The 22,205-nt window shown below is 64.9% G+C and carries 19 protein-coding genes; 13 read left to right on the top strand and 6 right to left on the bottom strand.

Features of this window, described 5'->3' with window-relative positions:
• Positions 1–53 precede the first annotated feature (53 nt).
• The 5 genes from ACVWZM_RS32115 (at position 54) to ACVWZM_RS32095 (ending at position 5,967) form a co-directional block, all read left to right on the top strand.
• A complete protein-coding gene (locus ACVWZM_RS32115) occupies positions 54–2,645 on the top strand; it encodes an ATP-dependent helicase (protein ID WP_456855568.1) in 2,592 nt (863 codons plus the stop codon).
• 90 nt (positions 2,646–2,735) lie between these two features.
• Complete coding sequence (locus ACVWZM_RS32110) at positions 2,736–3,149, top strand: hypothetical protein (RefSeq protein ID WP_057015016.1); 414 nt, start codon at positions 2,736–2,738, stop codon at positions 3,147–3,149.
• Positions 3,146–3,838, top strand: coding sequence for an OmpA family protein (locus ACVWZM_RS32105; protein WP_456855567.1), 693 nt, complete (start codon positions 3,146–3,148; stop codon positions 3,836–3,838). The genes ACVWZM_RS32110 and ACVWZM_RS32105 overlap by 4 nt, the downstream gene beginning before the upstream one ends.
• Positions 3,839–4,285: 447 nt before the next feature.
• Complete coding sequence (locus ACVWZM_RS32100) at positions 4,286–5,209, top strand: ABC transporter ATP-binding protein (protein WP_018273008.1); 924 nt, start codon at positions 4,286–4,288, stop codon at positions 5,207–5,209.
• The gene (locus ACVWZM_RS32095; protein WP_028342160.1) at positions 5,206–5,967 is read left to right on the top strand and encodes an ABC transporter permease; all 762 of its coding nucleotides are present in this window, start codon (positions 5,206–5,208) and stop codon (positions 5,965–5,967) included. The genes ACVWZM_RS32100 and ACVWZM_RS32095 overlap by 4 nt, the downstream gene beginning before the upstream one ends.
• 131 nt (positions 5,968–6,098) lie before the next feature.
• Here ACVWZM_RS32095 and ACVWZM_RS32090 read toward each other — a convergent pair whose 3' ends face one another.
• Positions 6,099–6,428: a hypothetical protein gene (locus ACVWZM_RS32090; RefSeq protein ID WP_018273009.1), complete on the bottom strand. Its 330-nt coding sequence runs from the start codon at positions 6,426–6,428 to the stop codon at positions 6,099–6,101.
• Between the two features lie 303 nt (positions 6,429–6,731).
• Here ACVWZM_RS32090 and ACVWZM_RS32085 point away from each other — a divergent pair, with 303 nt between their 5' ends.
• Both ACVWZM_RS32085 and ACVWZM_RS32080 read left to right on the top strand, forming a co-directional pair.
• On the top strand, positions 6,732–7,529 hold the full coding sequence (locus ACVWZM_RS32085) for a L,D-transpeptidase (RefSeq protein WP_168858432.1): 798 nt from the start codon (positions 6,732–6,734) through the stop codon (positions 7,527–7,529).
• Between the two features lie 317 nt (positions 7,530–7,846).
• Positions 7,847–8,695, top strand: coding sequence for an alpha/beta fold hydrolase (locus ACVWZM_RS32080; protein ID WP_456855566.1), 849 nt, complete (start codon positions 7,847–7,849; stop codon positions 8,693–8,695).
• 98 nt (positions 8,696–8,793) lie between these two features.
• On the opposite strand, the gene ACVWZM_RS32075 is transcribed toward ACVWZM_RS32080, so the two are convergent.
• The gene (locus ACVWZM_RS32075; RefSeq protein ID WP_456855565.1) at positions 8,794–9,351 is read right to left on the bottom strand and encodes a DUF308 domain-containing protein; all 558 of its coding nucleotides are present in this window, start codon (positions 9,349–9,351) and stop codon (positions 8,794–8,796) included.
• Between the two features lie 134 nt (positions 9,352–9,485).
• Here ACVWZM_RS32075 and ACVWZM_RS32070 point away from each other — a divergent pair, with 134 nt between their 5' ends.
• The gene (locus ACVWZM_RS32070; protein WP_456855564.1) at positions 9,486–10,073 is read left to right on the top strand and encodes a TetR/AcrR family transcriptional regulator; all 588 of its coding nucleotides are present in this window, start codon (positions 9,486–9,488) and stop codon (positions 10,071–10,073) included.
• A gap of 46 nt (positions 10,074–10,119) precedes the next feature.
• On the opposite strand, the gene ACVWZM_RS32065 is transcribed toward ACVWZM_RS32070, so the two are convergent.
• Complete coding sequence (locus ACVWZM_RS32065) at positions 10,120–12,384, bottom strand: spermidine synthase (RefSeq protein ID WP_456855563.1); 2,265 nt, start codon at positions 12,382–12,384, stop codon at positions 10,120–10,122.
• 179 nt (positions 12,385–12,563) lie between these two features.
• Here ACVWZM_RS32065 and ACVWZM_RS32060 point away from each other — a divergent pair, with 179 nt between their 5' ends.
• Positions 12,564–14,165 (top strand): phytoene desaturase family protein, encoded by a 1,602-nt coding sequence (locus ACVWZM_RS32060; RefSeq protein ID WP_456855562.1) that lies wholly within the window; start codon positions 12,564–12,566, stop codon positions 14,163–14,165.
• Between the two features lie 263 nt (positions 14,166–14,428).
• Here ACVWZM_RS32060 and ACVWZM_RS32055 read toward each other — a convergent pair whose 3' ends face one another.
• Positions 14,429–14,593 carry a Flp family type IVb pilin gene (locus ACVWZM_RS32055; RefSeq protein ID WP_016841571.1) on the bottom strand — a complete coding sequence of 55 codons (165 nt, stop codon included), beginning with the start codon at positions 14,591–14,593 and terminating at the stop codon, positions 14,429–14,431.
• Between the two features lie 170 nt (positions 14,594–14,763).
• Here ACVWZM_RS32055 and ACVWZM_RS32050 point away from each other — a divergent pair, with 170 nt between their 5' ends.
• Together ACVWZM_RS32050 and ACVWZM_RS32045 are read left to right on the top strand one after the other, a co-directional pair.
• Positions 14,764–15,648: a 50S ribosomal protein L11 methyltransferase gene (locus ACVWZM_RS32050; RefSeq protein ID WP_456855561.1), complete on the top strand. Its 885-nt coding sequence runs from the start codon at positions 14,764–14,766 to the stop codon at positions 15,646–15,648.
• Complete coding sequence (locus ACVWZM_RS32045; RefSeq protein WP_456855560.1) at positions 15,645–16,151, top strand: hypothetical protein; 507 nt, start codon at positions 15,645–15,647, stop codon at positions 16,149–16,151. Before ACVWZM_RS32050 ends, ACVWZM_RS32045 begins: the two co-directional genes overlap by 4 nt.
• Positions 16,152–16,169: 18 nt before the next feature.
• Here ACVWZM_RS32045 and ACVWZM_RS32040 read toward each other — a convergent pair whose 3' ends face one another.
• A complete protein-coding gene (locus tag ACVWZM_RS32040) occupies positions 16,170–16,355 on the bottom strand; it encodes a hypothetical protein (protein WP_057015008.1) in 186 nt (61 codons plus the stop codon).
• 190 nt (positions 16,356–16,545) lie between these two features.
• Here ACVWZM_RS32040 and ACVWZM_RS32035 point away from each other — a divergent pair, with 190 nt between their 5' ends.
• Both ACVWZM_RS32035 and ACVWZM_RS32030 read left to right on the top strand, forming a co-directional pair.
• A complete protein-coding gene (locus ACVWZM_RS32035) occupies positions 16,546–18,375 on the top strand; it encodes an aminopeptidase P family protein (protein ID WP_456855559.1) in 1,830 nt (609 codons plus the stop codon).
• A gap of 309 nt (positions 18,376–18,684) precedes the next feature.
• Positions 18,685–19,962 carry a multidrug effflux MFS transporter gene (locus ACVWZM_RS32030; protein ID WP_253639074.1) on the top strand — a complete coding sequence of 426 codons (1,278 nt, stop codon included), beginning with the start codon at positions 18,685–18,687 and terminating at the stop codon, positions 19,960–19,962.
• Positions 19,963–20,057: 95 nt separating this feature from the next.
• On the opposite strand, the gene ligA is transcribed toward ACVWZM_RS32030, so the two are convergent.
• Positions 20,058–22,205, bottom strand: a complete 2,148-nt coding sequence (ligA, locus tag ACVWZM_RS32025) for an NAD-dependent DNA ligase LigA (RefSeq protein WP_456855558.1) — start codon at positions 22,203–22,205, stop codon at positions 20,058–20,060.

Here is a 22,205-nt window from a genome sequence, read left to right as displayed (position 1 = left end):
AGGCTCCCCTTCACCATCCTGCGGTGCCATCGTGGGGCCGAGACGATTCGCCAATGACCGAGCCGAGCAAATTGCCCCATCACGGCGTTCCCGAGCACCAGCCGGCGGCTGGCGGCATCGCCGCGCGTGCGCGGGCGGCGGCCGGTCCGCAATATCTGAACGGCCTCAATCCGGAGCAGCGCGAGGCGGTCGAGACGCTCGACGGTCCGGTGCTGGTGCTTGCCGGCGCCGGCACCGGCAAGACACGCGTCCTGACCACGCGCATCGCGCATATCCTGAGCCAGGGCCGCGCGCGGCCGCATGAGATCCTGTCGGTGACCTTCACCAACAAGGCGGCGCGCGAGATGAAGCTGCGGCTCGGCCAGATGCTCGGCCAGGCGGTCGAGGGCATGCCGTGGCTCGGCACCTTCCACTCGATCGGCGGCCGCATCCTGCGCATCCATGCCGAGCTGGTGCAGCTCAAATCCAACTTCACGGTGCTCGACGTCGACGACCAGGTGCGGCTGCTGAAGCAATTGCTGCAGGCCGAGAACATCGACGACAAGCGCTGGCCAGCGCGGATGCTGGCCGGCCTGATCGACGGCTGGAAGAACCGCGGCCTGTCGCCATCGCAGGTGCCGGCGGGCGAAGCCGCCTCGTTCGGCAACGGCAAGGGCGGCAAGATCTACGCGACCTATCAGGAGCGGTTGAAGATCCTCAACGCGGCCGATTTCGGCGACCTGCTGCTCGAGAACATCAGGCTGTTCCGCGAAAATCCAGACGTGCTGCGGCAGTACCAGAGCCGCTTCAAGTTCATCCTGGTCGACGAATATCAGGACACCAACGTCGCGCAGTATCTGTGGCTGCGCCTGCTGTCGCAGGCGCCGTCGCGGCCGGGCCAGCCGCTCTCGGCGGTGATCCCGGGCGAGCTTACCTCGCCCCGCTTGCGGGGAGAGGTCGGCGCGCAAGGCGCGCCGGGTGAGGGGGACTCTCCGCGGACTGAGCTCGAGGATAGAGCCCCTCACCCCGACCCTCTCCCCGTGAAGGACGGGGAGAGGGAGCAGGCCGTTCTCAAGAACATCTGCTGCGTCGGCGACGACGACCAGTCGATCTATGGCTGGCGCGGCGCCGAGGTCGACAACATCCTGCGCTTCGAGCACGATTTCCCCGGCGCCAAGGTCATCCGCCTCGAGCGCAACTACCGCTCCACCGGCCACATCCTGGCCGCGGCCTCGCATCTGATCGCGCATAATGAAGGCCGCCTCGGCAAGACGCTGCGCACCGAGGATGTCGACGGCGAGAAGGTCACCGTCACCGGCTCCTGGGATTCGGAAGAGGAAGCGCGCGCGATCGGCGAGGAGCTCGAGGAACTGCAGCGCGCGGGCGAAAACCTCAACGACGTCGCCATCCTGGTGCGCGCCTCGTTCCAGATGCGCGAGTTCGAGGACCGCTTCGTCACGCTCGGCCTGCCCTACCGCGTGATCGGCGGGCCGCGCTTCTATGAGCGCGCCGAAATCCGCGATGCGCTGGCCTACTTGCGCACCATCAATTCACCCGCCGACGATCTCGCCTTCGAGCGCATCGTCAACGTGCCCAAGCGGGGGCTCGGCGACGCCACCGTGCAGCTGCTGCACGACCATGCCCGCAAGCGCCGCATTCCGCTGTTCGAGGCGGCGCGCGCCGTGGTTGAGACCGACGAGCTGAAGCCGAAGGCGCGCGGCTCCTTGCGCGATCTCGTCATGCAGTTCGACCGCTGGCGCGCCCAGCGCGAGGTCACCTCGCACACCGAGCTCGCCGAGATCGTGCTCGACGAGAGCGGCTACACCGAGATGTGGCAGAAGGACCGCTCGGCTGATGCCGCGGGCCGGCTGGAGAACCTCAAGGAGCTGGTGCGTTCGATGGAGGAATTCGAGAACCTGCAAGGATTTCTCGAACATATCTCGCTGGTCATGGACCGCGACGGCGAGGCCGGCGACGAGGCGGTGTCGCTGATGACGCTGCATTCGGCCAAGGGCTTGGAATTCGACAACGTGTTCCTGCCGGGCTGGGAGGAAGGCCTGTTTCCGAGCCAGCGCACGCTGGACGAACAGGGCCGCGCCGGGCTCGAGGAGGAGCGCCGCCTCGCCCATGTCGGGCTGACCCGGGCGCGCCGCCGCGCCAAGATCTATTTCGCCACCAACCGCCGCATCCATGGCACCTGGTCGACCACGATCCCCTCGCGCTTCCTCGACGAGCTGCCGGCGCACAATGTCGAAATCACCGAATCCAAGGGCGGATCGGGCTGGGGCGGCAGCGGCGGCTATGGCGCCTCGCGCTTCGACAACCTCGAATCATTCGGCTCGAGCTATTCGACCCCGGGCTGGCAGCGCGCCCAGGCCAACCGCAACCGCGGCGGCGGGGGCCGTAGCGGCAGCGGCTTCGAGGAGCGGCAATCCTCCTTTTCCTCCGAAAGCTTCAATCGCACCAAGCGCGGCCCTGTCGTGATCGAGGGCGAGCTGGTGGCGAAGTCCACCGGCACAACGTCGGATTTTTCGCTGGACGACCGGGTATTTCACCAGAAATTCGGCTACGGCCATGTGGTGAAGATCGACGGCAACAAGCTGACCATCGCCTTCGAAAAGGCCGGCGAGAAGAAGGTGGTCGACAGCTTTGTGCAACGGGTGTGACATAGCGACCTTTCTTTGGCGACCTTCTTTGGCGGTCTTCTCTGTTGGTAGCCCTTGACCCCAGTTGATTTCATGGGTTGAGATGGATCCATGGTCCGGGGGAGGTTTTTCCTTTTTGTCATCGCGCTCACCGCGCCGTCGCTGGCGGTCGCGGAGACGATGAGCTTTGGCGATTCGGCAGCCCAGCTCGCCAAGGCCTGCGGTGCAGACATCACCGCGAACTGCCGCGGCGTCAATCTCGACTCCAACCGCCTCAAGGAATGCCTGTCGCGCAACCGCGACGTGATCTCGCCGCAGTGCAAGGAGAGCTACTTCTCCACCCTCGATGCGATCCAGAAGCGGATCGCGGCGCGCGTCACCGTTGCGAATGCCTGCACCCGCGAGATCGTCAAGGTCTGCGGCGGCTCGACCAAGGAGACCAGCAAGTCGGTGCCCTGCCTCGTCAGCGCCAAGGGCCTCAGCCGCAATTGCACCCAGGCGATCAATGACGCGGGGTATCAATGATGCGGCTGTCGAGGCGAGGCTTGCGCGATCCTGGCCTTTTGGCCCTGCTGGGCACGCTGGCTTTGCTGGCGATGTCGATTGCGCCAGCGCCGGCGCAGACCGCCATCACACGCGACGACGTCATCGCCAAGCTCAATCATTTTGAGACAGATGCCGAGGTCGATGTCCCTGCGCTGCGCCAGCAGGTGGTCGAACGATCGAAGTCGCGATCGAAGAACGAGCCACCGCCCTCGAAGCGGCCGCCGATCGCTCCCGACCTGACCAAGCTGCCGACGTTCAACGTCGACATCGCGTTCGACGTCGACACGCCGATCGTGCTGCCGGAGTCGTATCAGACGGTCGGGCGGATCGCCGATGCGCTGACGCACTCCTCGCTGCTGCCCTACACCTTCCTGATCGTCGGCCACATCGAATCGACCGGACGACGCGAGAACAATGTGCTGCTGAGCCAGCGGCGCGCCGACGCGATCCGCGACATCCTGGTCAACACCTTCAAGATCACCGCGAAGCGCCTGCAGTCGGTCGGGCTCGGCGAGGAGCAGTTGCTCGACCCGACCAAACCCAACGCGCCGGTCAACAACCAGGTGCAGATCATGCTGGTCGCGAAGGTCGCCGACAGCGCGCCGCCCGCGCACCCTGCCCCGACGGCCGCCGCCAAGAAGCCGGCGAAATCAGCCAAGAAGCACTGATTGGATTGAATATCTGGGCGTCGGAACTGCGTCCCCTCCCGCCCGTATACGATGTCCCCGGGGCGAGCGGCGCCTCCACGATTTCGGAATAATAGAAGATTACCGCTGATTTGCCCGACGGGTCAAGTTGCAATATGCGCCGCCGGCCGCCGGCTCCTTTGCATGGGGTTGTTTTCGATATTTTGGTAGTGCGCCCCTGAGGCGGCAGGCTATCAGCCTCGTTCGAGCCCGGCCTCGATAGGTGGACACGTGAGTTGCAGAGGCCGCAAGCGCCGTATGCAATGGCCCTGCCCGCAAGCGGGAGCGGTGCACGCTGCAGAATAAATTTCTCCCTCGCCGACCGATTGCAGAACGGACCGTGCGTTCCTATCTGGGCTGAACCCGCATCACGCGCCTGCCCGGGCCCCAATCCGCGCGCGCCCCCTCCCTCACGCTCACCGACTCTCCATGTCGCCGATCATCTCCGTATCCAATCTTTCGAAAACCTATGGCTCCGGCTTCAAGGCGCTGAAGGGCATCAATCTCGATATCGTCAAAGGCGAGATATTCGCGCTGCTCGGGCCGAACGGCGCCGGCAAGACCACGCTGATCAGCATCATCTGCGGCATCGCCAATCCGAGCGAGGGCCGCATCACGATCGGCGGGCACGACATCATCGCCGACTATCGCGCGGCGCGGTCGATGATTGGGCTGGTTCCGCAGGAACTGCACACCGACGCGTTCGAGTCGGTGTGGGCGACCGTCAGCTTCAGCCGCGGCCTGTTCGGCAAGCCGAAGAACCCCGCCCATATCGAGAAGGTGCTGCGCGACCTGTCGCTATGGGACAAGAAGGACGACAAGATCATCACGCTGTCCGGGGGCATGAAGCGCCGCGTGATGATCGCCAAGGCGCTGTCGCACGAGCCGCAGATCCTGTTCCTCGACGAGCCGACCGCCGGCGTCGACGTCGAATTGCGCAAGGGCATGTGGGAGGTGGTCCGCACGCTGCAGGCTTCCGGCGTCACCATTATCCTGACCACGCACTACATCGAGGAAGCCGAGGAGATGGCCGACCGCATCGGCGTCATCAACAAGGGCGAGATCATCCTGATCGAGGACAAGGCGACCTTGATGCAGAAGCTCGGCAAGAAGGAGCTGACCCTGCAGTTGCAGAACAAGCTCGAGGCCATTCCCGATGTTCTGTCTGCCTACAATCTCGAATTGTCCGACGACGGCCGCACCGTGACCTACGACTACGATACCAAAGGCGACCGCACCGGCATCACCAGCCTGCTCAACGATCTCCGCAATGCCGGCATCCGCATCTCGGACCTCGATACCAAACAAAGCTCCCTCGAAGACATCTTCGTCAGCCTCGTGAGGGCGCCATGAACTACCGCGCAATCCGGGCCATCTACCTGTTCGAAATGGCGCGCACCTGGCGCACGCTGCTGCAGAGCATCGTCTCGCCCGTGGTGTCGACCTCGCTGTATTTCGTGGTGTTCGGCGCCGCGATCGGCTCGCGCATCACCGAGGTCGAGGGCGTCAGCTACGGCACCTTCATCGTGCCGGGGCTCGTGATGCTGTCGGTGCTGACGCAGAGCATCTCCAACGCCTCGTTCGGCATCTACTTCCCAAAATTCGTCGGCACGATCTACGAGATCCTGTCGGCGCCGATCTCCTATTTCGAGATCGTCATCGGCTATGTCGGCGCCGCCGCCACCAAGTCGATCATCCTCGGCCTGATCATCCTGGCGACGGCCGGGCTTTTCGTACCCTTGCATATCCAGCATCCGGTGTGGATGCTGACCTTCCTGGTGCTGACGGCGGTCACCTTCAGCCTGTTCGGCTTCATCATCGGCATCTGGGCCGACGGCTTCGAGAAGCTGCAGATGATCCCGATGCTGGTGGTGACGCCGCTTACCTTCCTCGGCGGCAGCTTCTATTCGGTGAACATGCTGCCGTCGGGCTGGCGCACCATTACGCTGCTCAATCCCGTGGTCTATTTGATCTCCGGCTTCCGCTGGAGCTTCTACGAGATCGCCGATGTCAGCGTGCCGCTGAGCCTCGGCATGACCGTGGGATTCCTCGTGGCCTGCATGGCCATCGTGGCGTGGATCTTCAGGACCGGCTACCGGCTGAAGAACTGACTTGCAAGCAAGTCATTCCGGGGCGCGCCTTAGCGCGAACCTCAGATGCGCAATTGCGCATCGGGGAATCTCGCGCCGTCACTTCGAGATTCCGGGTTCATGCTTCGCATGCCCCGGAATGACAATCCCAATCAATAGCAGTGGAAATGGCCGTGGCGGTAATAGCCGCGGCAGCGGTGGCCACGGCGGTAGCCGCGATCCGGGATGCCGAACACGCCCTTGACCGCACCCATGGCGCCACCAACGCCGGCGCCGACAGCACCGCCAACCACGCCGCCCACCGGGCCGGCGACCCGGTTGCCCTCATAGGCGCCCTCGTGGGCGCCGCGGACGATGCCTTGGGCATGGCCGGCGTGGGGGACTGCGACCAGCGTCAAAGCGAGGGCTGCGGCCGCAAGCAGGAGCCGCGCGGAGAGGCCGGCTGGGACGACGGCCGCGGTCTTCACCTTGGTGTTGTTCATCTGGATTCCTTGATGCGCGGCGCGAACGCGCCGCCGGGCGGGGATTTGTTAAACGCCCATGCGGCCAAATGGTTGCGCGTCGGAGGCCAACTGGGCCGTGGTCGCGGCCTGCTCGCGAAAAAGTCAGCTCGCCGTGATAGGCAAGCCCGGCTCCGGCCTTGTTTGCGCCGCGCGCGGGATTAACCATGGCGATTGATCACGGCCTTGGCCCGCCACTGGAACCAAGTTCGGATTCCGTGCATATTGATTGCCGGGGACGGAGAGCCGCGGCTTCGCGAGCAGGCCTGGAGGCCAAAGGTAAAAATGCGTTCGTTCCTCATTGCGTTCACGTCCGTGATGCTCTTCACCGCCGGCGCCGCACAGGCCAAGGTCGATATCACCATCGACAAGGACAACCAGCAGATGACCGTCGCGGTCGACGGCGTCGCGCGCTATCACTGGCCGGTCTCGACCGGCATCCCGTCGCGCGAAACGCCGAACGGCAGCTTCCGCGCCTTCCGCATGGAAGAGGATCACTACTCCAAAGAATTCGACGACGCGCCGATGCCGCACTCGATCTTCTTCACCAAGATCGGGCACGCGATTCACGGCACCGACTCGGTGAGCCGCCTCGGCACGCCGGCCTCGCATGGCTGCGTGCGGCTGTCGCGCGACAACGCAACCACGCTTTACTCGCTGGTCCAGAAGGAAGGCGTGCTCAACACCACCGTGACGCTGACCGGCTCGTCGCAGGTCGCGCTGGCGCGCAATCCGCGTGGGCGCAATGGCACCGCCGTCGCCCGCCGCGCGCCGCAGCAATATGACGAGCAGTACGGCACCGCCGCCGCCGGCGATCCGGTCGTGCTGACGCCGCAGCCGCGAGACTATCCGGCGCAGGCCCGCACCGATGACGGCTACATCTATCCGGCCGACGGCAGCTCGACCGATCGCCGCTATCCTGCACCGCCGTCAAGCCGCCGCGTCTACGATGCGCAGGCCTATGGCCAGCAGCAGCAGCAGTACTACGGCAATCAGGGCTACGCACCGGCGCCGCAGGGCTACTACCAGCCGCGCCCCGCCTATCAGCCGCGCGGCTTCTACGGCAACACCTATCAGGATTAGAGCGTTTTCGAGCGAAGTAGGCGCCGGTTCGCGTGAAGAAAACGCGTCAAAAGAAATCTGCCGCACGCTCTTGATCCGTGACGGCGCCGCAGGCAGGGCGCCGTCAGTTCACGCTCCCCTCACCCGCTTGTGACCTTCGCAAAGGGCGCCCGTCATCGTGCGCCGTGGCCCGTCGTCGCGTCGTCATCTGATTGTAAAACTAGCCCGATATTCGGCGGCACAAGCGCCCGCCTGGCCCCTGGAGGCCGATTCATGCGGCATGCTCGATGAAATCAGGGCGAGAAGCGCGGGTCACGTAGGCTAGATCAGAGGTCGACATGAAACGGGGCATCATTGTCCTTTGCCTGTGCATCGTGGCGATGGCCGCTTATTTCACGACGGACAGATGGGCCATCCGTCACACGACGCTGACGTTCCACGACGTTCTGCGCGACGACCGCGACGTCACGGTCGAGGTCGCGGTGCGCCGCGACCGGCAAATGCAGGCGATGGCCGAGATGATCGAGCTGCCGGTCGCGATCCTGAGCCACGGCAACACCGTCAAGAACACCGAGTACTCGTTCCTCACCAATTTGTTCGCGTCGCGCGGCTACCTCGTGGTCAGCATTCAGCATGATCTCGACACCGACGCGCCGATGGTCACCAAGGTCGGCGAGGAATATGTCGGCCGCCGCATGCAGTACAATCGCGGCGTCTTCAACATCATGTATGCGATCGACGAGCTCAAGAAGCTCTACCCGAACGCAAACTATCGCCAGCTGACGTTGATCGGCCATTCCAACGGCGGCGACATCTCGATGTTCTTCGCCAAGCAGCACCCCGACCTGGTCAAGAAGGTCGTCACGCTGGACAATCTGCGCGTCCCCTTCATCACCGACGGCAAGATCAAGATCCTCTCGTTCCGCTCCAGGGATCCGGTGTTCAAGGCCGATCCCGGCGTCGTGCCCGACGACGAGACCTGTGCGAGATTCGGCATCAAGGTGGTCAGAACCGAATTCCAGCACAACGATCTCAGCGACCGCGGCCCGGACAGCGCGAAGTCGTCGATCCAGGCCGGCGTGGAGCGATTCCTCGACGAGGATGCCGGCGAGAGCACGCCGACGATGCCGCTGCTCGCCGCCTCGACGCCCGCCTCCGCGAGTGCGGCGCCGCCAGAGAACAAATAGTCGCGTCGCGCTGAAGGCGAGTTCGCGCTCTCCGGTGCTGCCGGACAGCTCTCCGTTCCGATTGAATCGGAACGGAGCTCCAGCTTCTTGCTTTGACTCTAGGCGCGCGCGTGGCGATAGCCGGTGGCAACGAGCCAGATTGCGGAAAGCAAGAAGTAGAACGCGCCGAAGCCCGCATAGGGAGCGACGTCGAGAATGGTCGGCGCAACGGTACCGACGGACAGGCTGATCATGTAGCCGCCGGCGAGTGCCGACTGTGCGCCACTCAGGATCATCGCCCATTGCGCGCCATAATGACGCCAGCGCCTGACGCCGGTGTACAATTGCAGCACGCCCGCGAGGATCGCCCAAACCCCGAACACGGCGAGGACGGCATAGCTGCTGTGGCGGAGCGCCACGATCACGGCGAGCGTCGTGATCGCGCTGACCGCGACATTCAGGGCCTGGGATGGGTTGGCTTTCAGGCCGCCATTGACCCGGGCATCAGCCAGATTGGCGATGCCGTCCCACGCCGGGTAGATCACGAGCAGAACCGCGGCAGGGCCGGCTTGGCCGCTAAACAGAACGGCGGCGGCGACCCAGGCGACCGAGAAGATGGCGCGCCCGAGATAATAGGATCGCAGCCAAGTGGATTGGGTCGAAAGGTGGCTTTGCATTGACAGGGCTCCTTGTTGTCTTCCTACTAGTAGGTAGTTGATGGATTCCAGTCAATCTGGCGCTTGGACGCCCTGTGTGGAGAGGAAGGCCTTGATCTATCTTTGTAATTTACCTACTGGAAGGTAGGCATGACGTGAACGTGATGACTTCGACTTCTGAAAAAATTCTCGACGTCGCGCAGCCCCTCATCGTCGCGGGGGGCTATAACGGCTTTAGCTATGCCGACATCTCGGACGCCATCGGCATCCGGAAGGCGAGCATCCACCATCACTTCCCGACCAAGGCCGAGCTGGTCTCGGCGCTGGTGGATCGCTACCGGCAGCAGACCGAGCTGGGCCTGAAGTCGCTTCGGGAGCAACTCGCAAGCCCGGCCGACCAACTGCAGGCTTACGTGAACTTCTGGCAGGCGTGCATCGGCGATGCCTCGCTGCCGTTCTGCGTCTGCGCGATGCTTGCCGGCGAGATGCCGATGCTGCCGGACGAGGTCGCATCGCGCGTCCGCGCCCATTTCCATCATCTTGCGGGATGGCTCACCTCGGTGCTGCAGGCCGGCGCGGAACAGCATCTGTTCCGGCTGGACCAGCGGCCGCACGAGGAGGCCCAGATGCTGATGGCATCGGTTCATGGGGCAATGCTCTCGGCGAGGGCTTTCGACGATCCCGGAATGTTTGCCGCGATCGTCAAGCCCCAGTTCGCCAGACTGCTGGTAGCCGATCGCTAGAGAATTATCGCGCGGAAGCCGCCGCGATTGGCTCGGCTTGCAGGTCCTATTGCTCGCCGTCGCGCAGTCGGCGGTACACCGCGCCCAGCACGTTCGAATAGTCGTCGGTCCAGACCCGCTGCTTCTCGTCGGCTTCGGTCTCGGTCCAGACATCCGACGATGCGAGCTTGCCGACGTCTTCCTCCTCGCGCGCGGAGACCACGACCGAGGTCGAGAAGATGTACTCGTTGTCGCGGCCGGAATCCTCGCTGTAGACCCAGCTCTTCATGTCGTTGGCGTCGGCAATGCCGACCACGACGCTGGCAAGTTCGAGGTGACGGTTGGAGACGTGCATCACGACGGCGCCCTGCGGCGCCAGCTTCTCCTTGTAGATCGCCATCGCCTCCTCGGTCGCGAGATGGATCGGGATCGCGTCCGACGAATAGGCGTCGACGATGATCAGATCGTAGGCGCCGTCCGGCTCCTTGGCGAAGGTCAGCCGCGCGTCGCCGATGACGGGCTTGAGGTTCGGCTCGCAGTTCTGGATGTAGGTGAAGTATTTCGAATCGCGCGCGGTATCGACCATCGATTGGTCGATCTCGAAGAAGCGCCAGTCCTCGCCGGGGGCCGACGCGCAGGTCAGCGTCCCCGAACCGAGCCCGATCACCGCCACTTTCAGCGGCGCGCCCTTGCGCTCGCGGATTGCAGTGATCGCCCGCCCGATGCCGCCATCCTTGTAATAATAGCTGATCGGTTCGGGCTTTCCGGCGACCGGCGTGCCGTCATCGTTCTTGAACTTCTCGGCGCCATGGATCGTGGTGCCGTGCATCAGCACGTGATACTGCCCGTTCGGCGTCACCACGATCTTGTGCACGCCGAAGAAGCTGCGCACGGTTTCGACGCGGCCGTCGTCGGATGGATAGGCGCGCAGCACCACCAACGCGACCACGACGGTGGCGAAGATCTTCCAGCGATTGGCGTTCAGCGCGAGCGCAAGCAGCGCCGAGAGCACGCCGACCGCGCCGATCACCCAGACCCGGTGCACATCGAACCAGTTGAAGATGTCGCCGGCCGAATAGCTCGGCGCGATCAGCGCCACCGCCAGCACCGCAAGGAACGGCCAGTACCAGGCGCTCCAGCGCGGCAGCCGCTCCGCGCCGCCGGGCGGACGGCATAGCGCCGCGAGCGCCAGCAGGATCGGATATTCGGCGACCCACGAGAAAGTAAAAGGCGCTACAAGCCCCGCGAACAGGCCGCCGACCATGCCGCCGAACGACAGCGCGACGTAGAAGCCGGTGAGATATTTCGCCGCTGGGCGGGTGCGCGCGAGCTCGCCATGACAGGCCATCGCGATGATGAAGAAGCTGAGCTGATGGCCGCCGAGCGTGAGCAGCAGGTTCTGCTCGCCGCCGACCGCAAGCAGGATCACGACGCCGGCAATCGCCGGCGGCTGCGCCCGCAGCATCCATTTGTGCGGCAATAGCGGCCGCGACTGGAACACCAGCACCCAGGTCAAGAGATACAGCGACAGCGGCAGCACCCACAGCAGGGGCGCGGCGGCGACGTCGGTCGAGATATGCGCCGTCACCGCGATCAAGAGGCCGGACGGCACCGCGGCGAGGAAGATCCAGCGCGCCCGCAGCGGCCAGGACGGCGCCGGCGCATTGGCGTCATCGACCTGCATGTCGAGCGCGGCGGCATTGGCCGGCGACCGCAACAGCAGCACGCCGCAACTTGCGATCAGAATGATCAGCAGACCATAACCACCGGTCCAGATCAGGTTCTGGGTGCGCAACGTGAACATCGGCTCGAGCAGCACCGGATAGGACAATAGCGCGAGGAAGCTGCCGATGTTCGAGGATGCGTAGAGGAAATACGGATCGGGACCATTGGGATGTCCGGTGCGCACGAACCAGGCCTGCAGCAGCGGATTGTTGGCGGCGAGCGCGAAGAACGGCAGGCCGATCGAAACCGCGAACAGGCCGAGCAGCCAGATCGCATAGCCGGACGTCGGCGGCTCGCCCCAGCCGCTCCTGATCGCCAGCGGCAAGGTCAGCAACGCGACGACGAGCAGCACCAGATGCACCACGACCGGCGCAATACGGCCGTTCAGCTTCATCAGGAGATGCGCATAGGCGTAGCCGCCGAGCAGCAGCGACTGGAAGAACACCATCGCCACCGACCACACCGCCGGCGAGCCGCCGAGCCGCGGCAGCACCATCTTGGTGAACAGCGGCTGCACCGAGAACAGCAACAGGGCACTGACGAAGATCGCGGCGGTGTAGACAACCAGCACCAGCCGGTTGCGCGAGGCGGTCGGCTCAGACGTCATGAAAGCTCCGGCATGGACCCGGCGGGCGCCGGAGGCGGACAGTCCGGTGGCACCCCACCGGAGGATTTCAGTTGAGCATACGGCACTATCACGGACAAGAAACGGCGGTCACGCGGACTTGACGACGCGGCGCTGCGGCGCCACAGCACATGCTCTAATCACTGCTTCTTGAAGCGGACATGAACGAAACAGACGTCGTCATCATCGGTGCGGGGCACAACGGCCTCACCTGCGCGGCCTATCTCGCGATGGCCGGGCTGCGCGTGAAGGTCGTGGAACGCCGCAGGGTGGTCGGCGGCGCCGCGGTCACCGAAGAATTTTGCCCGGGCTTCCGCAATTCGGTCGCCGCCTACACGGTGAGCCTGCTCAATCCGCAGATCGTGTCTGACCTGAAACTTGCCGATCACGGCCTCAGGATCGTCGAGCGGCGCGCGCAGAACTTCCTCCCCGCGCCCGACGGCAGCTATCTTTTGACCGGCGAAGGCCGGACCCGGGAGTCGGTCGAAAAGCTCAGCCGCAAGGACGCGGCCGCAATCGGCGTGTTCTCAGGGGAACTCGAAGCCATCGCCGACGTGCTGCGGCAATTCGTGCTGCGCCCGCCGCCGAACCTCGTCGAAGGTTTTGGTGTCGACGCGATCAGCGAGGCCTTCAACGCGCTCGGCACCGCCAACATCCTGCGCCGGCTGTCGCTGGAACAGCAGCGCAATCTGCTCGACCTGTTCACGCGATCGGCCGGCGAGATGCTCGATGAGCGTTTCGAAAACGACCTCGTCAAGGCGCTGTTCGGCTTCGATGCCATCGTCGGCAATTATGCCAGCCCCTACGCGGCGGGCTCGGCCTATGTGATGCTGCATCATGCGTTCGGCGAGGTGAACGGCAAGAAAGGCGTCTGGGGCCACGCGATCGGCGGCATGGGTGCGATCACCCAGGCGATGGCGCGTGCCGCGCGCAGCCATGGCGTCGAGATCGAAACCGATGCTGCCGTCAGCGAGGTGATCGTCGAGAAGCAGCGCGCCGTCGGCGTCGTCCTCGACAATGACAAGACCGTGCGCGCCAAATACGTCGTCTCGAACGTCAATCCGAAGCTGCTGTACACACGCCTGGTGCCGGAGGGCGCATTGGCGCCCGAGTTTCGCGCGCGCATCTCACGATGGCGGAACGGGTCCGGCACGTTCAGGATGAATGTGGCGCTAAGTGCCCTGCCCCCGTTCACCGCGCTGCCCGGCCTAGGGGATCACCTCACGGCGGGGATCATCATCGCTCCGAGCCTCGGCTACATGGATCGCGCCTGGCACGATGCGCGCGAATTCGGCTGGAGCCGCGCTCCGGTCGTCGAGGTGCTGATCCCCTCGACGCTCGACGACAGCCTGAGCCCGCCGGGCCAGCATGTCGCGAGCCTGTTCTGCCAGCACGTCGCGCCGCAACTGCCCGACGGCAGATCGTGGGACGATCATCGCGAAGAGGTCGCCGATCTGATGATCGCAACCGTCGATCGCTACGCCCCCGGCTTCGCAGGCAGCGTGATCGGCCGCCAGGTCCTGTCGCCGCTCGACCTCGAGCGGCAATTCGGCCTGCTCGGCGGCGACATCTTTCACGGTGCGCTGACACTGAACCAGTTGTTCTCGGCACGGCCGATGCTCGGCCATGCCGACTATCGCGGACCGCTGAAGGGTCTCTACCATTGCGGTTCCGGCGCCCATCCCGGCGGCGGCGTCACCGGCGCCCCCGGCCACAATGCCGCGCGGGCGATTTTGGCCGACCATCGCGCGCTGTTCTCGTAGACGACACACCGCGCGCCGCGGGACAAGCTGTGGACAGGCGTGTTGAGAAGCTGTGGGTCTGCGGTGGGCAGCGGCCTTGTCTCAAGACGGGATAACCGGTGGACGCCGCTGTGGAGCGGCTGTGCGACAGACGCTGACAATCCCGGGACAACGCTGTTGACGTCTTGTCGAGAAGCTGCGCGTGGCTCTGTGGACAACCGGCCAAAAAGAAAACACCGGGCGACATGTCGCCCGGTGCTTCCCTGAGAACGCCGTTCGAGAAATTACTTCAGCGAGCCGCTGATCGAGTTGAAGGTCCCGCTCAGTGCCGTGCCGACGCCATTCACCGCAGCGATGATGGCGATGGCGATACCGGTTGCGATCAGTCCGTATTCGATGGCGGTCGCGCCGGATTCATTCCGCAAAAACTTAACGATAAAAGCCTTCATTGCAGCCCTGCCCTTGGTTGTGATGCCTTGGAACGAAGGGTGTTCCCAGTTCCGCCACCGTAGTAGTACGGCAACATCTAAGGTTGTCTGAACCGGGAACCTCTCAATTCTCGCGATATTCGATTGAATCCGGCTTGAAATTTTAACAAAAACCGCGCTACCGGCCTCCGATGACCCCGTCCACACACCGCGCCAGCGTCACCCTTCCAGATGAATCGACCGCAAAGCGCGTGGTAGACGCGCTTTCCGAGCTGTTTTTCGAGGATCAGGCGGCGTTTGCGGCCTTCGAGCGACCGGATGGCCGCTGGGACGTCACCGTCCATTTTGCCGAGCCGCCGGACCAAAATTTACTGCGCGAGCTGGTCGGCCAAGTGGTGCGGCAGAATGTCGCATCGACTTTAGTCTTTGATACCGTGGAGGCCAAGGACTGGGTCAAGGCCAGCCTGGAGGATCTTGTCCCGGTCGCGGCCGGCCGCTTTATCGTCCACGGCCAGCATGACCGGCACCGGATACCCCCCAACAAGCTCGGGATCGAGATCGAGGCGGCGCTGGCCTTCGGCACCGGCCATCACGGCACCACCCGCGGCTGCCTGCTGCTGCTCGACCACGTGCTGAAGGCGTATCAGCCCCGCCGCGTGCTGGATCTCGGCACCGGGACCGGCGTGCTGGCGATCGCCGCCGCCAAGGCGCTGCACGGCAAGGTGCTGGCAAGCGACATCGACCCGCCGTCGGTCAGGGTCGCCGAGGAGAATGCCCGGCTGAACGGCGCCGGCGATCTGGTGGACGTGATCCGCGCCACCGGCTTTGCCGCTCCGCGCTTCGCCGAGGACGGTCCGTTCGACCTGGTGCTCGCCAACATCCTCGCCAATCCGCTGCGGCAGCTGGCCGGCCCGATGGCGCGTCACCTCGCCTCGTCGGCGCAGGTCATTCTCTCGGGCCTGCTGACGCACCAGGCGCCGGCGGTCATCGCCGCCTACCGTGCCCGCGGGCTGGTGCCGCTGCGGCATCTGAAGATCGAGGGCTGGAGCAGCCTGCTGCTGCGCTCCGTGAAGTGACCGCGACCGGCAGACAGTGCGGCGACTGCACGCTGTGCTGCAAGGTGATGGCGATCGAGGAACTGGCCAAGCCCGCCAACACGTGGTGCCCGCATTGCAAGCCGGGGCGCGGCTGCCGGACCTATCCGGGCCGGCCGGCGGAATGCCGCTCGTTCAGCTGCGTCTGGCTGGCGAACGAGCTGCTGGAGGAGCACTGGAAGCCTTCCAGGTCGAAGCTCGTCCTGACCACGTCGGAAGATGGTCTTGAGGTCAGATGCGATCCGGGCTTCCCCGACGCCTGGCGCAAAGTGCCGTTTTGCAACGAGCTCAGGGAATGGGCGATCTCCGGCGAGACGCTCGACATGACCGTCGTCGTGATCGCCGGCCAGCGCATGACGCTGGTGACGCCCGAGCGCGAATTCGATCTCGGCATCGTCGGCCCCGATGAGCGGATCGTGCGCGAACTCGAGGACGGCAAGGTCGTCAATGTGACCTTGGCGAAGGCGTCCGACCTGGAACGGTAGCCGCGATCCGCGGGTTGTTTATTCGGGCGCTGGCGAATCGCTACGGTTGGTCTCGACCTTGCCCTGACCGGCCGCACGCTTGGCGCGCGCCTCGACAAGGCGGTCCAGCATCTGGACGATGACGCCGCGCTGCTTCTGTTCGACCGGCGCGATCGGGCCGCGGCGGACCGGCGGCGAGATCTTCTCAAACGTGAATGCAGGCATCGTGCATCTCCTCACCGTTGAGTTGAGACACTCCTGGACACTCCCCGTACGCTTGACCGTTGACGTGCAGTGGACATCGTCCGGCCAATTCCACTATGCCATATTCAAGCATAAGTTATGCCAAAAATATGGTCATGCTTGACCGCGCTCGCGCGAAGGTCATGCTTCATCCGAAGAGAGTGCGACGGCGATGTTCGAAGCCCATTTCCAGACGTTCGAAGAGCCCGAAGGCGGCGTGGCGCTGACTGCCCGCTTGAGCGCGCTGCGCGAGGAGCTGGCGCGGCGCAAGCTGACCGGATTCGTGGTTCCGCGCGCCGATGAGCAGCAGAATGAATATGTCGCAGCCTCCGAGGAGCGGCTCGCCTGGCTGACCGGCTTCACCGGATCGGCCGGGCTTGCGATCGTGCTGAGCAAGGAGGCCGCCCTGTTCGTCGATGGCCGCTACACGCTGCAGGCCGGCAAGCAGGTCGACCGCAAGGCCTGGCAGGTCGAGCCGCTGGTCGATCCGCCGCCGGAGCACTGGCTGACCCGGCATCTGGCGGCCGGCGACCGCCTGGGATTTGACCCCTGGCTGCACACTTCTGCGGCAGCCGAACGGCTGGCCGCGGCCTGCGCCAAGGCCGGCGCGGAACTGGTCGCCGTCGACGGCAATCCGCTCGATGCGATCTGGCACGAGCGGCCGGCACCGCCGCTCGGTCCGGTTACGATCCACGGCGCGCAGTTTTCCGGGGAGATCGAAGCCGAGAAGCTCAAGCGCATCCGCCTCGAGATCAACAAGCTCGGCGTCGACGCGCTGGTGCTGTCCGACAGCCACGCGGTGGCCTGGACCTTCAACATCCGCGGCGCCGACGTCTCGCATACGCCGCTGCCGCTGTCCTATGCGCTGGTACCGAAGGAAGGCCGGCCGCTGGTGTTCATCGATCAGCGCAAGCTGTCCAACTCGACACGCGACCATCTCGAGCAATCGGCCGATGTCGAGCAGCCCGCGGCGCTGGCGGCAAAACTCACCGAGCTCGCCAAGCGCGGCGCCTCGATCGCGCTCGACAACGCGACCGCAGCCGACGCCCTGAGCCGCCTGATCGCGGGTGCCGGCGGCAAGCCGGTGCGCGGCAGCGATCCGGTCAGCCTCTTGAAGGCGGTCAAGAACGTCACCGAGATCGAGGGCACGCGCACGGCGCATCAGCGCGACGCGGTGGCGCTGGTGCGTTTCCTCGCCTGGATCGATCGCGAGGCGCCCTCCGGCAGCCTCACCGAGATCGACACCGTCGAGGCGCTGGAGACGTTCCGCCGCCAGACCGGCGCGCTGAAGGACGTCTCCTTCCCGACCATCGCCGGCACCGGGCCGAACGGCGCCATCGTGCACTACCGTGTGACGCGCAAGAGCAACCGCCGCATCGAGCCCGGCGATCTCCTGCTGATCGATTCCGGCGCACAATATGAGGACGGCACCACCGACGTCACCCGCACCATCGCGGTCGGCAAGCCGACCGACGAGATGCGCGACCGCTTCACCCGCGTGCTGCGCGGCCATATCGCCATCGCCCGCGCGATCTTCCCCGACGGCACCACCGGCGCACAGCTCGACACGCTGGCGCGGCAATATCTCTGGCAGGCCGGGATCGATTTCGAGCACGGCACCGGCCACGGCGTCGGCAGCTATCTCAGCGTCCATGAAGGGCCGGCGCGGATTTCCAAGCTCGGCACCACGCCGCTGAAGCGCGGCATGATCCTGTCCAACGAGCCTGGCTACTACAAGACCGACGCCTACGGCATAAGGATCGAGAACCTCGAGCTCGTGATCGGCACCGACATTGCCGGCGCCGAGAAGCCGATCAATGCATTCGAGACGCTGACGCTGGCGCCGATCGATCGCCGTCTGATCGAGGTCGGCATGCTGAGCCCGGACGAGTTAAGCTGGCTCAACGACTACCACGCCCGCGTCGCGCATGTGGTGCGGCCGCATCTCGACGACAACGCGACGAAGCTGTGGCTGGATGAGGCGACGGCGGCGCTGAAGTAGCGGCGCCCTCCAGGCATCCGCACACTCGACGTCGTCCCCCCTAACGCTCGGTGTCATCCCCCGCGAAAGCGGAGGATCGATCCAGTACACCGCGGCCTCTCAATTCAAATACGCCTGCCTCTGGAATACTGGGTCCCCCGCTTTCGCGGAGGACGACAGCGGAATTCGCAGCTGACGACAGAGCGTTTATTGCGCGAGACGAAACATCGTCACCGCGTCTCCTGAAATCGCATGGGCGTATGCCGAAACACCCGTATTCCGCGCGGACGGGCACGCTACAGTCTTTCCACAATGCTGGATCGGACCTGAATGCACGGCGTGATGGGCAAGCCGCCCGGCGCGGCCAAAGACAACATCGCGACATCGAAGGTCATGCTGCTGATGCTCGTCGTGATGACGGGCGTGGCGCCGATCTCGCTCTACATGCTGGTGCCGGCGCTGCCGGTGCTGGCGACCACCTTCGGCCGCGACATCTCTATCGCGCAGATGACCGTGTCGCTCTACATGGTCGGCATCGCGCTTTCACAGCTGATCATGGGGCCGCTGTCCGACAGGTTCGGCCGTCGGCCGGTGCTGCTCGCGGGCCTCGGCCTGATGGTCGTGGCCGGCGTCGGCTCGGTGTTCGCCGAGACCCTGCCGCAACTGATCGCGGCGCGCTTCTTCCAGGCGCTCGGCGGCGCCAGCGGCATGGTGATCAGCCGTGCCATCATCCGCGATCTCTATCCGCGCGAGCGGGTCGGCGCCATGATCAGCCTCGTCGTCGCCGCATTGATGATCGCGCAGATGGTGAGCCCGCTGACCGGCGGCCTGCTGGAGACCGCCTTCGGCTGGCGCGCGATCCTCTATCTCATCACCGCGGCGTCGCTGATCACCACGATCTTCATCGCGTTGGCGCTGCCGGAAACCCGCCGCGACCGCGCCGAGAGCAGCAGCTTTCGCGGCGACCTCGGCAAGCTGATGACGAGCCGCGCCTTCGTCGGCTATCTATTGTGCCAGGTATTGGCGTCGCAGATCATCTTCGCCTTCGCCGGCGGCGGCCCTTACATCGTGGTGACCCAGATGGGCCGGACCAGTGCCGAGTATGGCGCGTGGTTCGCGATGACGGGGTTCGGCTACTTCGTCGGCAATCTCTTGTGCGTGCGCTTCGCGCCGCGGCACTCGCTGGAGAAATTGATCTGGTTCGGCCTCGCGCTGCAGGTCGGCGGCAGCCTGTTGAACCTGGTCTGGAGTTTTACCGGAGTAAACCAGGCCCCGCTCTGGCTGTTCGGCACCCAGATGATCGTGATGATCGCCAACGCCTTCGTGATGGCCAATTCCGCCGCCGGCGCCATCAGCATCCGGCCCGAAGCCGCCGGCACCGCCTCGGGCGCCATGGGGTTCCTGCAGCAGGGCATCGGCTCGCTGATCTCGCAATTCGGCGCCTATCTCGGCGGCCACTCCACCACGACGCTGCCGCTGACCGCGGCGATCTTCGCGATCTCGATCGCCTGCGCCTGCACCATGATCTTCGTCGTGCCGCGGCGGCAGGTGGTGGTGAGCGAAGAGCTGATCGCGCAGGCCGAGGAGGATGAGCAGGGGATGATGTGAGCAGTTCGTCATTCCGGGGCGATGCGCAGCATCGAACCCGGAATCTCGAGATTCCGGGTTCGCCTCTTCGAGGCGCCCCGGAATGACGGACAACCCTACTCCCCGATCAGCTTCAGCCACTCGTCCTCGGTCAGCACCTGGACGCCGTGCTTCTGCGCTTCGGCAAGCTTCGAGCCGGCGCCCGGCCCCGCGACGACGTAGTCGGTCTTCTTCGACACCGAACCGGCCGCCTTGGCGCCCAGCCGTTCGGCGGTCGCCTTGGCCTCGTCGCGCGTCATCTTTTCGAGCGATCCGGTGAACACCACGGTCTTGCCGGCGACCGCCGAATTGCTCTTTGGCTTCTCGGCGTCGATGATCTCGTCGAGCTCTCCGGTCAGCCGCTCGACGATGCCGCGATTGTGGCTCTCGCCGAAATAGTCGGCGATGCTCTTGATCACGGTGTCGCCGATCTGGTCGAGCGCATCCATCTCCGCCATCGCTTCCTCGTCGCCCTTGGCGACCTTGAGGCAGGCATCGTGGAACGCGTCCCAGGAGCCATAGCCGCGCGCCAGTGCCAGCGCGGTGGTCTCGCCGACATGGCGCATGCCGAGCGCGTAGATGAAGCGTTCCAGGCCAATCCTGCGCCGGCTGTCGATCGCGGCGAACAGATTGCGCACCGAGGTCTCGCCGTAGCCTTCGATGTCCTCAAGCTTCAGCTTCGCGTTGCGCTTTTGCAGCGTGAAGATATCAGCCGGCTCCTTGACCCATCCCTCGTCGAAGAAATATTGCAACTGCTTCACGCCGAGACCGTCGATGTCGAAGGCGCGGCGCGACACGAACAGAATGAGGTGTTCGACCTTCTGGAACGGACAGGCGAACTCGCCGGTGCAGCGGGCGCGCGAGCCCTCCTCGCCGGCCGCAGTCTCCTCGCGCACCACGTCGGTGTGCAGCGGGCACGGGCACTTCTTTGGGAAGTGGAATTCCTTCGCGCTCTTCGGCCGCTTGTCGATCACGACGTCGACGACCTGCGGGATCACGTCGCCGGCGCGCTGGATCACCACGGTGTCGCCGGTCCTGATGTCGCGCCCCTCGCGCAGCACCTCGCCCTTGTTGCCGATGCCCTTGATGTAGTCCTCATTGTGTAGCGTGACGTTCTGCACGATCACGCCGCCGACACCGACCGGCTCGAGCTTGCCGACCGGCGTGAATGAGCCGGTGCGCCCGACCTGGATCTCGATGTCGCGCAAAACCGTCATGGCGCGCTCGGCCGGGAATTTGTGCGCGATCGCCCAGCGCGGCGTGCGCGACACGAAGCCGAGCCGCTCCTGCCAGTCGATGCGATCGACCTTGTAGACGACGCCGTCGATGTCGTAGTCGAGCTCGGCGCGCTGCTCCTCGATCTTGCGATGGAAGGCGATCAGCTCCTCGACCGAGTGGCACAGCTTGGTCAGCGGATTGGTCTTGAAGCCGCACCGCTCGAACCAGTGGATCATGCCGGTCTGGGTATCCTCCGGCAGCGCGCTCATCTCGCCCCAGGCATAGGCGAAGAAGCCGAGCGGCCGCGAGGCAGTGATTGTGGGATCCTTCTGCCGCAGCGAGCCGGCCGCCGAATTGCGCGGATTGGCGAAGATGGTGTCGCCGGCCGCCTTCTGCCGCTCGTTGAGCGCGAGGAACGCCTTCTTGGTCATATAGACCTCGCCGCGCACCTCGCAAATGTCGGGCACGTTGCGGCCCTTCAGCTTCTGCGGCACGTCCTCGAGCGTGCGGATGTTGGCGGTGACGTCCTCGCCCTCGGCGCCGTCGCCGCGGGTTGCCGCGGTGACGAGTTCGCCGCCCTCGTAGCGCAGCGACATCGAGAGCCCGTCGATCTTCGGCTCGGCCGAGAAATCGATCTTGTCATCCGGCAGCTTGAGGAAGCGCGTGATGCGCCCGACGAAATCGACCACGTCGGCTTCCGCGAACGCGTTGTCGAGCGACAGCATCGGCAGCGAATGACGAACCTTCCGGAAGCGCCCCGACGGCGCGGCGCCGACCTTCTGCGACGGCGATTCCGCGGTGACGAATTCAGGGAAGCGCTTCTCGATCGCATTGTAGCGCTGCCGCAGCGCGTCGTATTCGGCGTCGGTGACGCTCGGCGCATCGTCCTGATAGTAGCGCTTGTCGTGACCTTCGAGCTCGAGCGCAAGGCGCATCAACTCGACCTTGGCCTGGGCCTTGGTGAGCTTGTCGACGTCGACCAGCGCTTTCTTGGCTTTGGTGGCCAT

This window comes from Bradyrhizobium sp. USDA 4501 (genome assembly GCF_054062115.1).
This window is presented reverse-complemented; position numbering and strand designations above follow the sequence as displayed.